This is a genomic window from Dyella sp. NPDC103356 (assembly GCF_055584465.1).
In genome coordinates this window covers 302,288-317,005 of the sequence record NZ_JBVJLZ010000006.1, presented here as the reverse complement: position 1 = coordinate 317,005, position 14,718 = coordinate 302,288, and the positions used below count along the sequence as shown (strand labels likewise).

General features: G+C 60.5%; 16 protein-coding genes. 6 read left to right on the top strand and 10 right to left on the bottom strand.

What is annotated here, in order from left to right; translation table 11 throughout:
• The first annotated feature begins 28 nt into the window (after positions 1–28).
• Both ACZ6WW_RS16000 and ACZ6WW_RS15995 read left to right on the top strand, forming a co-directional pair.
• On the top strand, positions 29–829 hold the full coding sequence (locus ACZ6WW_RS16000; protein WP_465275075.1) for a hypothetical protein: 801 nt from the start codon (positions 29–31) through the stop codon (positions 827–829).
• A 71-nt stretch (positions 830–900) separates the two neighbouring features.
• Entirely contained in the window at positions 901–1,662 is a 762-nt protein-coding gene (locus tag ACZ6WW_RS15995) for an alpha/beta fold hydrolase (RefSeq protein WP_465275074.1), read from the top strand.
• 24 nt (positions 1,663–1,686) lie between these two features.
• On the opposite strand, the gene ACZ6WW_RS15990 is transcribed toward ACZ6WW_RS15995, so the two are convergent.
• Entirely contained in the window at positions 1,687–2,652 is a 966-nt protein-coding gene (locus ACZ6WW_RS15990) for a glycoside hydrolase family 43 protein (RefSeq protein WP_465275073.1), read from the bottom strand.
• 17 nt (positions 2,653–2,669) lie between these two features.
• Complete coding sequence (locus tag ACZ6WW_RS15985; RefSeq protein ID WP_465275072.1) at positions 2,670–2,945, bottom strand: hypothetical protein; 276 nt, start codon at positions 2,943–2,945, stop codon at positions 2,670–2,672.
• A gap of 249 nt (positions 2,946–3,194) precedes the next feature.
• Between ACZ6WW_RS15985 and ACZ6WW_RS15980 the strand changes: the two genes are divergently transcribed.
• Positions 3,195–3,557, top strand: a complete 363-nt coding sequence (locus ACZ6WW_RS15980; RefSeq protein WP_465275071.1) for a GFA family protein — start codon at positions 3,195–3,197, stop codon at positions 3,555–3,557.
• Between the two features lie 11 nt (positions 3,558–3,568).
• Here ACZ6WW_RS15980 and ACZ6WW_RS15975 read toward each other — a convergent pair whose 3' ends face one another.
• Together ACZ6WW_RS15975 and pssA are read right to left on the bottom strand one after the other, a co-directional pair.
• Positions 3,569–3,955: a DUF427 domain-containing protein gene (locus ACZ6WW_RS15975; protein WP_465275070.1), complete on the bottom strand. Its 387-nt coding sequence runs from the start codon at positions 3,953–3,955 to the stop codon at positions 3,569–3,571.
• A 125-nt stretch (positions 3,956–4,080) separates the two neighbouring features.
• Entirely contained in the window at positions 4,081–4,698 is a 618-nt protein-coding gene (gene pssA, locus ACZ6WW_RS15970) for a CDP-diacylglycerol--serine O-phosphatidyltransferase (RefSeq protein WP_281849170.1), read from the bottom strand.
• A gap of 222 nt (positions 4,699–4,920) precedes the next feature.
• On the opposite strand from pssA, the gene ACZ6WW_RS15965 reads away from it, so the two are divergent.
• Positions 4,921–6,528, top strand: coding sequence for an alpha/beta hydrolase (locus ACZ6WW_RS15965; protein ID WP_465275069.1), 1,608 nt, complete (start codon positions 4,921–4,923; stop codon positions 6,526–6,528).
• A gap of 74 nt (positions 6,529–6,602) precedes the next feature.
• On the opposite strand, the gene ACZ6WW_RS15960 is transcribed toward ACZ6WW_RS15965, so the two are convergent.
• The 5 genes from ACZ6WW_RS15960 to ACZ6WW_RS15940 form a co-directional block, all read right to left on the bottom strand.
• Positions 6,603–7,304 carry a PspA/IM30 family protein gene (locus ACZ6WW_RS15960; protein ID WP_465275068.1) on the bottom strand — a complete coding sequence of 234 codons (702 nt, stop codon included), beginning with the start codon at positions 7,302–7,304 and terminating at the stop codon, positions 6,603–6,605.
• Between the two features lie 16 nt (positions 7,305–7,320).
• Positions 7,321–8,142, bottom strand: coding sequence for a heavy metal-binding domain-containing protein (locus ACZ6WW_RS15955; protein WP_281849167.1), 822 nt, complete (start codon positions 8,140–8,142; stop codon positions 7,321–7,323).
• Positions 8,139–9,104, bottom strand: coding sequence for a heavy metal-binding domain-containing protein (locus ACZ6WW_RS15950; protein ID WP_465275067.1), 966 nt, complete (start codon positions 9,102–9,104; stop codon positions 8,139–8,141). Before ACZ6WW_RS15950 ends, ACZ6WW_RS15955 begins: the two co-directional genes overlap by 4 nt.
• Positions 9,105–9,186: 82 nt before the next feature.
• Positions 9,187–9,576, bottom strand: coding sequence for a hypothetical protein (locus tag ACZ6WW_RS15945; RefSeq protein ID WP_465275066.1), 390 nt, complete (start codon positions 9,574–9,576; stop codon positions 9,187–9,189).
• Between the two features lie 205 nt (positions 9,577–9,781).
• A complete protein-coding gene (locus ACZ6WW_RS15940) occupies positions 9,782–10,180 on the bottom strand; it encodes a hypothetical protein (protein WP_465275065.1) in 399 nt (132 codons plus the stop codon).
• Between the two features lie 187 nt (positions 10,181–10,367).
• Here ACZ6WW_RS15940 and ACZ6WW_RS15935 point away from each other — a divergent pair, with 187 nt between their 5' ends.
• Together ACZ6WW_RS15935 and ACZ6WW_RS15930 are read left to right on the top strand one after the other, a co-directional pair.
• Complete coding sequence (locus ACZ6WW_RS15935) at positions 10,368–11,726, top strand: homocitrate synthase (protein ID WP_465275064.1); 1,359 nt, start codon at positions 10,368–10,370, stop codon at positions 11,724–11,726.
• A gap of 8 nt (positions 11,727–11,734) precedes the next feature.
• A complete protein-coding gene (locus ACZ6WW_RS15930; protein WP_465275063.1) occupies positions 11,735–12,673 on the top strand; it encodes a GGDEF domain-containing protein in 939 nt (312 codons plus the stop codon).
• A 23-nt stretch (positions 12,674–12,696) separates the two neighbouring features.
• On the opposite strand, the gene ACZ6WW_RS15925 is transcribed toward ACZ6WW_RS15930, so the two are convergent.
• Positions 12,697–14,607: an alpha/beta hydrolase family protein gene (locus ACZ6WW_RS15925; protein WP_465275062.1), complete on the bottom strand. Its 1,911-nt coding sequence runs from the start codon at positions 14,605–14,607 to the stop codon at positions 12,697–12,699.
• Positions 14,608–14,718 lie beyond the last annotated feature (111 nt).

The window sequence follows — 14,718 nt, the reverse complement described above, 5'->3', positions numbered from 1 at the left end:
ATTCAGTCATTGCGATATCGACAGCGGAGTGATCGTAACCATGACTCGGTACAAGGCAGTACAAGCGTGTGTGGGGATTATCTTTTTGTGTTTCGCATGGACGTGCCATGCGCAATCGCAAGATTGTGAGGGCGGGCAGGCGCCTGTTGGCGAAAATTCGCCGGTCTATAAAACATCCGAATTCAAACGAATGACGCGCTATTGCGCTACCGAAGCCCCGGCCGGTCCTTTGAAGGACAACCTGGCCCGTCTCGAAGGCGAAGCGAATGATGGTGACGATCTGGCTGCCGCTTCGGTGAATGCCGGGCTCAGCGCATGCGCAGCCTGGAAGCAGCGGAACGATCCCTTGTTCGAGCAGCGTTGCGCGGGGATTACCGATGAGGACATGGCCGGGCGCGGTAAATGGCTGACGATGGCTGCGGCCCGTGGCAATCGCGGTGCGCAATACAACTACGCCATGGCGGGAGCCAATACGATGGTTCCGGCTTCTGCCAAGGGGCAGCCAGACCCTGAGGACATCAAGAATTATCATCAGCTCGCGGCGGGTTATCTGCAGGATCTGGCCGAGCAATGCAATGTCGACGCCATTACCGCCATCGCCACCATGGGATTGGATGCCGACGGTCATTTCGGCAGTGCCCCCGAGTTGGCTTACAAGTACGCCGCGGTAAAAGCGCAGCTCGATAAGAAGGCGGATTCGAATAAGAAGGCGAAGTCGGAGCCCAATGATCCGTTGATGGCGAAGGCTCAGGCCAAGCTGCCTGCGGGGGCCAATCTGGCCACGTTGAAGAAGAATGCCGCGGAGTTTGCACAGGATCACTGCAAGTAAGTGCTGCAGATAACGCGGCACTCAGGAGCCTGTGCGTTACCATGCGCGCGATTCCTCCATAGCCTGATGCCGTGACAACTGATCCGACTGTTCACTTTTTCGAAGGCCGTGATGGTGCTCGGCTCGCTTATCGCGAGCTAGGCCACGGCCGACCGCTGGTATTGATCCACGGCTACTTCTCCACCGCCGTGGTGAACTGGATGCGTTATGGCCACGCGGCGAAGCTCGTTTCGCGGGGCTACCGCGTGATCATGCCCGATCTGCGCGCGCATGGTGACAGCGCCAAACCGCATGATGCCGCCTCCTATCCACCGGATGTGCTGGCCGATGACGGCTTTGCATTGATCGAGCATCTCGCGCTGACCGACTACGACCTGGGCGGGTATTCGCTAGGTGCGCGCACGGCGATGCGGATGCTGGCACGCGGCGCCAGGCCGGCACGAGCGATCTTGTCGGGTATGGGATTGGAAGGGCTGGTGCACACGGCAGGGCGTAGCGAGCATTTTCGCCATATCCTCACGCATCTGGGGACGTTTCAGCGAGGCTCGGCGGAATTCATGGCCGAGGCCTTTCTCAAGACCGTTGGCGGCGATCCGGAAGCCTTGCTGCGTGTGCTGGATACGTTTGTCGATACGCCGCTGGATGTGATCGAGCGCATCGAAGTACCCGCGCTGGTGTTGACCGGCGTTGACGATCGCGATAACGGTTCGGCACGAGAGCTTGCGCAGGCGATGCCGCATGCTCGCTATGTCGAAGTGCCTGGGACGCATATGAGTGCGGTGACCTTGCCGCAGCTTGGAGCGGCCATGGCTGAGTTTTTAGGGGCGGCGTAGGCTCGCTTCGCCTCTTGCGCCCCCTCAAGGCAACGGATGCGCCGCCACACCCTCATTCGTAATCTTCACCGGCAAGATATGCCCACGTGCATCGAACGCCATCCGGTCGATCGATACCACGCGGTGGTTCGCCGCCGTGTCGCCGATCGGTCGGCGGTGATAGACGATGTACCAGGTATCGTCTTTTTCCACATGAAATACCGAGTGATGGCCCGCGCCGGTGGCAATGGCCGGGTCCTGTTGCAGAATCTTGCCGATGCGCTCGAACGGCCCCAGCGGTGAATCGGCCATGGCGTAGGCGACCGAGTAATCCGGACCGGTCCAGCCGCCTTCGGACCACATCAGGTAATACTTGCCGTTGCGTTTGAACATGCAAGGGCCTTCGACGTAGTTCTGCGGAGTGATTTCCTTGAACTGACTGCCGTCCGGCAAGTTGGCGATGCCGCTGAAGTCGTCCTTGAGCTTGGCGATATTGGCGTGACCCCAGCCGCCGTAGATGATGTAGTAGGTGCCGTCGCTGTCCTTGAAGACGAACTGGTCGATCGGCTGCGCGCCGTTATGAAACGCGCCGATCAGCGGCTTGCCGAGCAGGTCGTGATACGGCCCCTGCGGCCGGTCAGCCACGGCCACGCCGATACCGCCCAGTTCCTTGTCGTTCTGGATATCGTTGGCGCCGAAAAAGAAATAGAACTTGCCGTCTTTGGCCACCAGCGCCGGCGCCCACATCGCTTTCTTTGCCCAGGCCACGTGGGCGGCGTCCAGCACGCGAGCATGCCGGGTCCAATGAACCAGGTCGGGCGAAGAGAACGCATCGAAATACGTCTGATCGGCATAGCGTTCGGAAGTGGTGGGATAAATCCAGTACTGGTGCTCGAAGATCTGCGCTTCCGGGTCCGCATACCAGCCCGGGAAAACCGGGTTGCCGGCATGGCCCATGATCGATGCCATGGCCAAGGACGCGAAAACGATCGCTTTGCTTGTAAAACGCATGCCTGACTCTCTCCCTCTCAACGCATCGCTGTATCGGACGGGCGTGTCGCGCCCAGCCCCGGTGGTTTCCAGCCGCTGCGCTTGAGTTCTTCCTCGTGCGTGGCCAGCCGGCAGGCGGGCAGCTGCTCGTACCTGGCGACTTCGTCGCGGCTGCCCTGATGGCAGGCATCGATGATGTGCTGGCGCAAGCTGTCGTCGTAATAGAGGTTCAAGGGGTCGTATCTGGCTGTTCGCAAGGCGTCGGCCTTGGAGGAGCAGCCAAGGATGCCCAGCGCGATGGCCACGGCGAACATGCTCAACTCTACCGCTGAAGGCGCTCTCAGGCGCCGCAGTCGCCCTGCATGGGGCATGGATGGAGTCTCCCGTGACCTGGACGCGACAACTAGGAAACGGCGCACATGCACACGCGAGCCGGCTCGATGACCGTAGGCAATATAAAGCGGCCGGGATGGAATTGCGATGCCAGGAAACGCGGCCGTTGAGAACTGATCAGCAGTCGTGCAAGCTGATCGATCGAAGGGTAACGGGAGGAGCGTCACGCCATGGGGAATCGCCCGATGCAGTCCTGTCTGGGTCGCTGCCATTGCGGCGCGGTGCAGTTCCGGATAGAAACCGATTTCCCGGAACTGACGACATGCGACTGCTCGATCTGCAGGCGCAAGAATGCGTTGATGGTCAAGGTGCACGAAAGCCGGTTCGCGCTCCTGGCCGGCGAGGACAGCCTGACCGAGTACCGCTTTCATACCGGGACAGCCAGGCACTATTTCTGCAAGGTCTGTGGCATCTACCCGTTTCACCGCAAGCGGGTTACGCCCGATTACCTGGGCATCAACGTGTTCTGCCTGGACGATTTCGACCCGGAAGGTATTCCGGTACGCCAGGCCGCGGGTGCGGCCATGGCGTAAATGGAGAGGGGTTATCGATCGATGGGCTCGCGCTCGATCGCGTCGATACGGTCGGGATAGAACGCTACATAGTCCTTGATCTCGGCCACTGCATCGTAGGGAGACTCGTAGGTCCACACCGCATTGACTGCGCGCTCGCCGGCGGCGGGGATGCTGTAATACGAGCAGTCGCCCTTATATGGGCAATACGTCGAATGCGTCGTGCGCTCGAGCAGCGTCATGTCGACATCCTTGCGCGGGATATACAACACGGCAGGGTAGTGGGCTTCCTGGAGGGAAAGCGCCTCGCGGCTATCGGCGATGATTTTGCCGCTGGCGCGTACGACCACGTGCTCGCGGTTGGGGGTGATGGTAATCGGGTGATCCGGGCCGGGTATCTTGATCGGACGGGCTGCCATGGTGGGTTCTCCTGGAAACCGATGGACAAGTGTGCTCGAAGCGATGTTCGAGGCACGTCAACCCATTCACCTTGGGGCGATTGCCGCCGTACCAAGGGTTGCCCGGAATAGCCCCGGAATAACGTTTACAGCTTCGGAATGCGGATACGGCTGATCATCAGCGAGCCGGAGAGGACGAACATCAGCACCAGCGGATGCAGGCTCAGACGCCCCAGGTGCACCACGCCAAGCCAGAGCTGGTCGCCGATGGCGCCGTTGGTGGCAGCGATAAACAACACCGCCACCAGGATCAGCGAGGTCGGAATCGGCGTGCCTTCGAAATATTTGACCTTGTCGCCACCCTCCGAGAGCGTTTCGGCGGTGACGTTGTAACGCGCCAGGCGCGACACGCCGCACGCGACAAAGAACACCAGTGCCGCCTTGTCCAACGTACCCTGCATGCCGCAGCCATAGGCGATGGCAGCGGGCAGAACGCCAAAGGAGATCACATCGGCCAGGGAGTCCAGCTCGCGCCCCATCGCCGACGATTTCTGTCGCCAGCGCGCAATACGCCCATCGAGCACGTCGAAGATCAGGGCGATCACCGCCAGCGCGCAGGCCTGGTACATCCAGTAGACGTTGCCGTCGTCCAGATAGGACATCACCGAAAATATCGCGCTGACGCCACACACGGCGTTGCCCAGCGTGAACCAGTCGGCGAGGTGAAACTCGCGGATCATCGAAAAGGGGGTATTGGTCGGCATGGCGGGAGATTAGCGCAACGGCGCAAAGGTTCCCAAGGGCAACCGTTCCCAAGGGCAACAGTTCCCAAGGGTCTGGCCACGGGACGTCACTCGTGCCCAATGGCCCATGGCGTGACCTCGGCGGCTTCCATTACGGTGCCAGGCACCGCCAGCCCCGTGGGTGATGCGCGGACGGCATAATGCCGTGATCCGGCACGGTCACATCTCTTGAAGGGGATATCGATGAATTTGCGTTTGCTCTTGCCCGCTTTGGCGCTGGTCGCGACATGTTCCGGGGCGCCATCGTCATACGCCGACGATGCGCCGATCGCTCATCGCATCGTTCGAGTCACCCTCGACGGCGCGGTCGATCACCCGACGTCGGGGCGGCTATTGGTGTTCGCCACACTGGCGTCCACGGCCAGGCAGGCGGCCAAGGACGGCAAGGTGACGGAAGTGGACATGAATCCACTCATGCCTTCGGCGGTGTCCATTGCCGCGCGCGAGGTGGCCTATATCGCGCCGGGTACGAGCGTGGATGTCGACGCCGACGGCATCACTTTTCCCGCTGCGTTTTCGACATTGCCGCCAGGGGATTATCTTTTCCAGGCGGTGCTCGACGTCGATCACAGCTATAACTACACCGGGCGACAGGCGGGTGACCTCATCAGCCAGGTCGTGCCGGTGAAGATTGTCCCCGGTGGTGCCATTCCCACCTTGAAGCTGACCCAGGGCGTGTCGGACAAGGGCGGGCCATGGGTGTTGCCGCCCACCGCGCCGCAAGAGGTGCGTGACGCCTTGCCCGAAGCGCAGAAGCACGCAGCGGACGAATCGATGGTCAGCCCGGCACTCAGTGCGTTCTGGGGGCGTCCCGTATCGATACGCGCTCGTGTGCTCACTCCGCCGGGGTACGATCCCAAGGCTGCGACGCGCTATCCGGTGGTGTACTACACGCACGGTTTTACCGGCAGCTACAACCGGTTCGGCTCGACCATGGCAACCATCTGGAATGCCATGGCCAGAAAGCAGATGCCGCCGATGATCTGGGTTTTCGTCGACCAGTCCGGACCGACCGGCACGAACGAATTCGTCGACTCGGTCAACAACGGCCCGTGGGGCAGGGCGCTGACCGAAGAATTAATTCCGTCGCTGGAAAAGCGCTATCGCATGGATGGCAAGGCCAGCGGCCGTTTCCTCAACGGTCATTCGTCGGGTGGTTGGGCAACGCTGTGGTTGCAGACACGCTATCCGAAGATCTTCGGCGGAACCTGGTCCACATCGCCTGATCCGAGCGACTTCCATGACTTCACCGGCGCCGATCTATACGCTGCCAACGCAAACATGTACCACCATGCAGATGGCAGTGCCATTCCGCTTATCCGCGACAAAGGCAAGGTGATCGCCACGATCGAGACATTCGCCAAGCTGGAGCGCGTCATCGGCCCCTATGGCGGTCAGTTCGCGTCGTTCGAATGGGTGTTCTCGCCGCGTGGCGCCGATGGCCGGCCCGAGCCGATGTTCGATCGCGATACCGGCAACGTCAATGCCGATGTCGTTGCGTACTGGCACGACAACTACGATATCGCCGCGCGCGTTCAGAAGAACTGGCCGTCTCTGAAGCCGGACCTGGACGGCAAGATCCATCTGATTGTCGGCACCGCCGATACGTTCTATCTCGACGGCTCGGCGCATAAATTCCAGGCCGTGCTCGATGGCCTGCACGCCAAGAGCGATTTCCGTTATCTGGAAGGGAAGACGCATTTCGATCTTTACGTCGAGGGCGACGATCGCAACGCGTTAATGAAGAAGATCTCGTGGGAGATGTATCAGGTGGCGCGCCCCAAACAGTAGTCGCCGATAGGTTCATCGCCTCATCATCCCGGCGCAGGCCGGGATGATGAGGGAGTGGTTCCAGGGCGTTCCTGTTACGCCTTCCCAAGCTCCGCCTTGAGCTTCTCCAGCTCGGCGTCAACGTTGCTGTTGCTGCGCAGGTTCTGCAACTCGCGTTCCACGCTGCTGCGATGATCGAGCGGGTCCTTGAGCACGCCTGCCTGCATCAGGTCGCTCATCGCATCGGCCTTGGCCTGCATGCCGCTGACCTTGTCCTCGGCCCGGCGCATCGCGTCGCCCACATGGCTCAGATGGTCGCCCACGCCGGTGATCGATTCGGTCACCTTGACCTGTGCCTGTGCCGCGGCGTAGCTGCTCTTCATCACTTCTTTTTGCGTACGGAATTGCTCGATACGGTCTTCCAGCGTGCGCTGGTAGCCGATCAACTTGTCCGCCTGCGCAGCGATATTGGCCCGCGCCTTGCCCAGCGTGTCGACTTTCTCGAGCGCCGCCTGGCGCTGTGACAGCGCGGCGCGTGCCAGGTCTTCACGGGAGGACTGCAATGCCAGGCGGGCGTTTTCCTGCGCCTGGTCGGCTTCTTGTTGTGCGCTTTGAATCTGCCGTTCCAGCACCTTCTGCTCGGTGACCACTTCGGCCAGATGCTGCTTGGTTTCCTGCAGGCCGCTGATCATCTTTTCATAGGAGAGATCCAACGTTTCGTTGGGGTCTTCCAAGCGGTCCAGCAGTTTCTGTGTCTTGGCCTGCAGCAGGTCCGCGACGCGTCCGAGAATGCTCATGATCGTTGCTCCAGCTTCAATTGTTGACGGATAGCACCAGCTGCGGATCGGGAATCCGCGATGCATCCGGTTCTGTCGAGATCGGCGTCACCGCCGTGCCCACCGCGAAGAACTCGATGATATGCGGCTGCCAGTTGTGCGAGCCTTCATGCAGATCGACACCGACGACACCTTCGGCCTGTGCCGCGATGGCTTCGTGCTGCATGCGTTCCATGGCGATTTCCCGCGCGTCGTAGAGCGCCTGCGAGAAATTGGTGAGCTCGGTATTTCGGCCGACGTTGCCCAGCGATTTCAACATGCCCTGGTGAGCGACGTGATAGACGCATGAGCCCATGACCATTTCCAGCGGACGATAGCCGGCTTGCAGCAAGGTCCAGAAATCCTGGCCGGACAGGTCGGAAGTAAACGGCTTGCCCTTGGGGCCCTTGTAGCCCGGATGGCCTTGCGCGTGTACCACGCCCGTGCCGATGGCGATGAACTCCAGGATGTCGTTGTCCCATTCCAGGCGCTTGACGGTCAATTGCACGCCGACGATGCCGTCGGCGCCCATGCCGCTGGCTTCTTCGCGCATGCGCGACATGGCCAGTTCGCGGGCGTGGTACATCGCCTGCGAGAGCACGTTCATCTCCTGGCTCTGTCCCCACTTGGCGTACTGAATGCCCAGATGGTAGATGCACGAGCCGACGCACAGTCCGACGGGTTCGAAGCCCGCCTTGCGGACCAATAGAAATTCATTGACCGAAAAGTCGGAGGTGAAGATGCCGCCGGGATGCCCTTCACGCCGCAGACCTTTCAAGCGTTCCAGCGCGGGCTGAGGAATCGAACTACCGTCGCTCATATCGAACCTTCTTCCTGATTGGTGTTGTAGATGTTGCGATGGGTGGATGTGGTGTCGAGCAGCGGAGAGCGGCCATCGCACATGTCCACGACCGTGCGCACCGGGTGCGTCATCGAGCGATGGCGCTCGGTCTCGATCACGGTGCCGATCACGATATGGCGCCCCAGGTATTGCGTGCCGCCGTTGTTCTGATCCTGTTCGACCTTGATGAGCTCGCCGAAATGCGTATGTGCCAGCACGCCATTGCCCTGGCGGTGCGTATCCTGGCGCAGTTCGATCAATGCCTTGTGGCGCACGCGCTCCCAGAAGCCGCCAAGCTCCTTGAGCGGTTGGTTTACCCAGCCGCCTTTTGCATCGAGGATGCGCCAACTGGAGCCGAGCCATTCGTAGTGTGCGCCGACGGCAATGCCTACCGGCACGATGCCCGCTTCGAGCAGACGGGCGAACTCCAACGCGGACACAGTCGATACGATCGGCTCCGGATTCGGCGGGATGCCTTCGATGCGCACCGCGGTGCCGATCAAGGTGAAATCCATGCTTGCGCCGACATCCAGGTCGATCTTGCGCATGCGCACGTCGACGATGGCATTGGCGCCGGCCGCCGCGGCCTCTCGCTGTATCCGGTGCAAGGCACTGTGCCAGCCGCTGGCATGCCCCTGGGTCCACGAATACCCGTAGTGGTACCAGCATGTGCCCGATACCGTGGCGATCGGACGGATGCCATGACTGCGCGTCAACGCCAGCTCCGCCGCTGTCATGGTGGCGATCCAGGGCAGTTTGCCCTGCGCCGTATCGGCCAGGCGTTGCGAGACGAAGGCGGGCGGGCGATGCAGCCGCAGCGCTTCTTCCCAGGCTTGCTGACGTTGTTCGTTGCTGCCGGCAAAATCCTGTTGCTGATCGCCGGGATTCGATGGCGCTTGATTGTTGGAAGCGCCGCTTTTGAAACGGTCAAACCAGGACATCCAGGTCTCCAGAGCCAGCGTGGTGCATGTGATAGCAGTACGCGCACATCGGCGGAAATGCGATCGGTGAAAGTGCGGCGATTCAGGACATCAAAAAGTCGTGCAACACGTCTTGCGCGGAGCCAGCCTGCTCGGCAAGCGTCTGGATATCTTCACGTAGCGCATCGAGCCACTGGGGCACTTCCATGCGTTCGGTCATCAACGAAACGCCGTGCACGACTTTGCTGCGTTGTGCCGATAACCGGCCACCCTGCAGCGTCAGTTCGTAAACATGGTTTTGCGCCTCGACATGGACATTGGTGACGTGGCGCGTCTTGGAAAACAGGCTGTCTTTCTGGCGCTCGACACGCACTCGCGTAGGCACGGCCCCCTCGAGCCGTACCGCGAATGCTTCCATAAAAGCCTTGAGATCGCTTTGCGCCCTGCGAAACCACGCCGCACTCAAGTCAAAATCATTTGGCAGACCGCTCAAGCCAGTGTCCCTGTAACTGTCTGACTTACCCTTGGTCGATTCAGCTCCGGCATGGCGGTTTTCCAAACCTTTTAGCCATGTCTCCCAATTAATCTAGCACGCACCCAGGCGGTGTCGTCCAGTGCTGGTTCGGCGCTATTTCTTGCGCTTTACGAGGCGTATCGGCAGCAGATTTATTTATTGCAGTGCGGCTCTCGTGCAGCCATCAAGGGCGTGGCCTGAACCCATTGGGGAACAGATAAACCACGTTATCCGCTTCGATGGCTTGCTCTTCCATGGGCGCGAACTCGTCGCTTTCGTAGCGGTGACCTTGCGGCGCGCTTTGTTCTTCGGCTTCCAGTGTGCCGATCAGTTCAGTGAGATAGATATCGGCCTCGTGCTCGGTCGCAAAGGCTTCGGCGGGCTCGACGGCGGTCCAGAACGGCAGTCGCCATTTGCGGTAATGCGTTTTTCGCCACACGGACGCGACGTACATGTCGTCGTCGCTGCGGCGGAACAGATAGGCAATCAGGTCGACAGTCGGGACATGGCGTACAAAAACCAGCGTGTCGCCGTAATCCAGATCGACGGACCAGATGCCGCCATGCTTCTCTTCCCAGAGCATCAAGCACTCGCTTCGTGAGGGCAGGGGGCGAATAGTAGGGTATTCATGGTCAATCCTACGCGGTCGGGTCCAACGGTATCGCGCCGGTGAGCCCAGTTTGCAATCGAGTGCCAGTTTGGCTGATGGGCACGGACCTTGCTTTACCGTGGATAGCGGAGCGGGGGCTTCGTTTGCACCGGGAAATCCTATGCTGTCACCACAAGCGTTGCAGGACGCTCACGCCGTCCTGGCCGAGTCCAATGCAAAGATCGCGAAGCTGCGCCAGGTCGAGCCTTATCTGATCGACCTTTCCCTGCGGGAGAACCCGGTCGGTTCGCGGGTGGGTCAGACCCTGGCCGACAAACTGGCGATCCTCCCCAAATTGCGCGCCTTCGGTTTCAAGCACATTTCATTGGGAACGCTCGATTACGCCATGCCGGACGATCTGGAAGTCGACGACGACTTCATGATGTACCTGCATAACAAGGGTATCGATATGACCGGCTGCTTCGCTTTTACAGCGGTGGGTGCGGTCGCGCAGGACGGCACGTTCACTCCCGATCCGTCATTGCTCAAGTTGCAGTCGTACGGTGTGCCCAACACCGTCATGGAAATCTATCTAAGCACAGCCTATGTGAAGACGCCGGAGGATCTGCAAGCTCTGCGTCGTAGCCTGGTCGCCAGCATCGCCTGGGTCATTGAGCATATCCGCGGCGACGACGGCGGTCGGCCGAAGATTTTCATCAATATCGTCGACGGCTGCGATGCCTTTACCAGCGCGCTGGATGCTGTTTGCGACGTGCTTACCCTGTTGGCCGAACAACCGATCGAAGGCGTGACGTTCGAAGACGATCGCGGCACTTTTTTGCCGTTTCAAGTCGGCGCATTTGTGAAGATCGCGCGCAGCTTCCTGCCGCCGCCGTTGAAGCTGCTGGTGCATCTGCATTCCGGCGCCGGCTTCGAAAATGCGGCTGTGATGGAAGCCCTGCTCAACGGGGCGGATGGGGCGTGGGGCGGTCTGCCCAAGCGGGCGGCGATGATAGGCCATGCGTCGTTGGGCGAACTGATCGCCAATCTGATCCGTGTCGGCAACCCGCATATGCAGCAGACCTACCAGGTCGATCAGCTGCTTTCGCTGGCGACCCGCCTGCAGGTGCTGGACGAGGAGGGGCCGGTACCCGAGGATCTGCCGATTTTGGGCAGCAATGCCTACCGATTGTCACTTAGCAGCTTTGCGCAGATCCCCGGGCAGTTCATGGACCTGCCGCCCGAGGCGATCGGCCGTGCCGGCTACAGCTACCGGGTTTGCCCCGTGGTCAGCGACCCGCCGGTGATTGCCGGGCGCCTGGCCGAAGTTACCGGGCGTCCGGCCGAGGTCTTTCCGCTGGCGTTGACCCAGGAAATGATCCGGTTGATGCGCGAAGACCTGCGGTCTGGTATCCGTATCGTCTATGACGAGCCGACTCACCTGCTGGAACTGCTGGCGCGTGCGGCGGTGAACTGCCGTTGGTCCTTCGATCCGGCGCTCGATACCCGTGGCGAAGACTCGCCGCTTGCTTCGCTCTGAGGTTTACGATGTCCGAGATCGACAATCTGGCCACGGACGGTGCCGTTTATAAAACACTGCTCGAATCGACCCGCGCGATCCCCTGGAAAATCGACTGGGCGACGATGCGTTTTGCCTACATCGGCCCGCAAATCGGCGATCTGCTCGGTTGGGATCCGGCCAGTTGGATGACCGTGGACGACTGGGCCTCGCGTATCCATGAGGAAGATCGCCAGCGGGTCGTGGATTTCTGCGTCGCGCAATCGATTGCCGGCGTCGATCATGAGGCCGACTATCGCGCATTGACGCGCGGTGGCGACTACGTATGGATTCGCGACGTGGTCCATGTGGTGCGCAAGGAAGACGGCTCGGTCGATTCCCTGATCGGCTTCATGTTCGATATCAGCGAGCGAAAGAAGACCGAAGAACAGCTCGTATTGTTGCAGCGTGAGTTGGAGGAAATGTCCTTCAAGGACGGCCTTACCGGCGTGGCCAACCGGCGTCGCTTCGATTTCATCATGGATGTGGAATGGGGCAACGCACGGCGCAATAAGCAGCCGATGTCGCTGATCATGCTCGATATCGATTACTTCAAGCAGTACAACGATCACTACGGTCATTTGCAGGGCGACAGCTGCCTCAAGCAGGTCGCCGCCATCCTGAGCGAGGTGGGGACCCGGGCCCGCGATTTCCTCGCGCGCTTCGGCGGCGAGGAGTTTGTGTTCATTCTCCCCGAGACCAATGCAAAATCGGCGATGAAAATCGCCGAGCGCTGCCGTGAGATGCTCGCTACGGCGCAAATCCCGCATGAAGAGTCGCAGGTCGACCAGGTGCTGACTGCAAGCATCGGCGTCAGCACGATCATTCCATGCCACGACGACGTCATGCACGCGTTTATCGAAACCGTCGACCGCCGCCTGTATCAGGCCAAGCAGAAAGGCCGGGATCGGATCGTGGCGGGAGACTGACTGCGGTCAGCCTCTCGCTACGCTCAATGCGAGGCGACCGGGTTGCCCGACGCATCGCCGATGTTCGCATCCAGAAATTGCAGCATCCGAGTGTAGAAATCCTTGCGATGATCGTCGTCGAAAAGGCCGTGGCCCTCCCATGTGTACTCGAAGTACAGCGGAGGGTGACCGGCCTTGCGCAAGGCATCACGCATGGCTTGGGCATGCTGAATCGGGACGCGGCCGTCGAGTGTCCCATGTGCCAGCAACACCGGAACGGTAATCGACGACGCCAGTTCGACCGGAGAGCGTGAAGCCAGCTGTGCCTTGTCCTGACCCAGGACGGTCTTGAGATAGAGCATGCCGTAGTGATTGCGATGGATGTCGCCCCAGGTGTACATGCGATTAAGATCGTAGACACCTGCCATACCGATGACGCAACGATACAGCTGCGATTCGCGGGCAGCGCCCATCAACGCGGCATAGCCGCCATAGCTGCCGCCGTAGATGCACACGCGTTTGCCGTCGACCAGACCGTTATCGATGGCCCAATGCGTGGCATCGGTGACGTCGTCCTGCATCGCCGCGCCCCACTGACGATAGCCGCGCTCCATGAAATCGCGCCCGAAGCCGCTCGAGCCACGGTAATTGATCCGCAGTACGGCGTAGCCATGCTGGGCGAGCAGCTGCGTTTCGGTGTTGTAATCCCAATCGTCGCGGACGTAGAACGGGCCACCGTGCACCATCACGACCATCGGAGGCAGATGATTCGTCTGCGCAGGCAGCGTCATGAATCCGTTGAGCACGAGCCCGTCGCGGGCCTTGACCGAAAATGACTCGGTCGCCAGCTGCTTGTTCAAGTCCAGCCAGGGCTTTGCATGAAACAACAGCTGCGCTTTGCGAGCCTGTTTGTCGAACAGGTAGAACGAGCCGGGATCGCGATCGCTGGACGTCTCGACGATCAACAGATTGCCGTCGGCGCTGGCGCTAATAACGACCGGAAGGCTGTCGGCGAACGTTGCTCCAAGGGCTCGGCGCCACTGCGCGTCGGCGTCGTTTCCATTGAAATAGCGAGGCGTCGGCCGCCCGGGACCGAAGGTGGCGCCGATCGGCTCCAACTGGTCGAGACTGAAGATCACGCCAAGAGGATCGGACGTCGTGTCGTGCAACAGGTCCTGGCGCGTATTGTCGGCAAAGTCGTAGCGCTGCAGTATGTCCGGGCCGGATTTTTGCTCGGTGATCAGAAACGCGAATTTGTTGTCGCGGCTGATGCCCTTGGGTTCCAGATAGATGTGACTGCTCTTGCTGTCGTTGATCAGCTGCCATTCGCCCTTGCTGTCGCGCACGTAGGCTTTTTCTATGCCGTCTTCGTCTACCGCCCAGGTAAAGCGCGGTTGCCCGGCGTGATCGATAAGAAACTCGGCGCCTTCCACCGGCGCGACGGTAATCGATTCGCCGCGGCTGGTGAGGTGTTGAGTATCGAGCTTGAACAGTTCGGAAAGACACTTGTTGTCTACAAACTTGCAACGCGTTACCAGGATATGGCGATCGTCGCCTTCGATCACACCTGAAAAATTGTCCGGTAACGGCTTGGCATGCTTCTCGTGGATATTGAGCAGAAACAACTCGGGAGCGACCACGGGTGCGGCATAGGTACCGTCGCGGCGATTGGCCGCGACCAGCACCTGCTCGGAACCGAGCCATGCCAGCGCCGTGACTTCACCGCGATCGCCAGGATCGATCTGGGTGACCTGTTCCAATGACTTACGATCGAGCACGGTCACGGTTGTGCCGTGTTCTTCGTGATGCGCGATGGCCAGGTATTGGCCATCGGGTGAAATCTTTACCTGTTCGTACTGCGGCCGCTGCAACAACCCCTTCGTGACGTCATCGGCGACAACAGCTGTCTGCGAGCCCGCGCCCAGCGCGAAGCCTAGCCATACCCATGCCAACATGCTTTGGATCCCCCCATCCTCAGGCCGCAAGACTATGCGGCAGCTTTGGGTCCGGTGCAACGGGCTGCTTTCCGATCCTGGCTGTTCTTATAGACTGGGCGCCAGACTACC

Coding starts and splice junctions, on each gene's coding strand:
- ACZ6WW_RS15990 (WP_465275073.1), bottom strand. CDS start 2,652: ATGCGTTTTACAAGCAAAGCGATCGTTTTCGCGTCCTTGGCCATGGCA.
- ACZ6WW_RS15985 (WP_465275072.1), bottom strand. CDS start 2,945: ATGTTCGCCGTGGCCATCGCGCTGGGCATCCTTGGCTGCTCCTCCAAG.
- ACZ6WW_RS15980 (WP_465275071.1), top strand. CDS start 3,195: ATGGGGAATCGCCCGATGCAGTCCTGTCTGGGTCGCTGCCATTGCGGC.
- ACZ6WW_RS15975 (WP_465275070.1), bottom strand. CDS start 3,955: ATGGCAGCCCGTCCGATCAAGATACCCGGCCCGGATCACCCGATTACC.
- pssA (WP_281849170.1), bottom strand. CDS start 4,698: ATGCCGACCAATACCCCCTTTTCGATGATCCGCGAGTTTCACCTCGCC.
- ACZ6WW_RS15965 (WP_465275069.1), top strand. CDS start 4,921: ATGAATTTGCGTTTGCTCTTGCCCGCTTTGGCGCTGGTCGCGACATGT.
- ACZ6WW_RS15960 (WP_465275068.1), bottom strand. CDS start 7,304: ATGAGCATTCTCGGACGCGTCGCGGACCTGCTGCAGGCCAAGACACAG.
- ACZ6WW_RS15955 (WP_281849167.1), bottom strand. CDS start 8,142: ATGAGCGACGGTAGTTCGATTCCTCAGCCCGCGCTGGAACGCTTGAAA.
- ACZ6WW_RS15950 (WP_465275067.1), bottom strand. CDS start 9,104: ATGTCCTGGTTTGACCGTTTCAAAAGCGGCGCTTCCAACAATCAAGCG.
- ACZ6WW_RS15940 (WP_465275065.1), bottom strand. CDS start 10,180: ATGCTCTGGGAAGAGAAGCATGGCGGCATCTGGTCCGTCGATCTGGAT.
- ACZ6WW_RS15935 (WP_465275064.1), top strand. CDS start 10,368: ATGCTGTCACCACAAGCGTTGCAGGACGCTCACGCCGTCCTGGCCGAG.
- ACZ6WW_RS15930 (WP_465275063.1), top strand. CDS start 11,735: ATGTCCGAGATCGACAATCTGGCCACGGACGGTGCCGTTTATAAAACA.
- ACZ6WW_RS15925 (WP_465275062.1), bottom strand. CDS start 14,607: ATGTTGGCATGGGTATGGCTAGGCTTCGCGCTGGGCGCGGGCTCGCAG.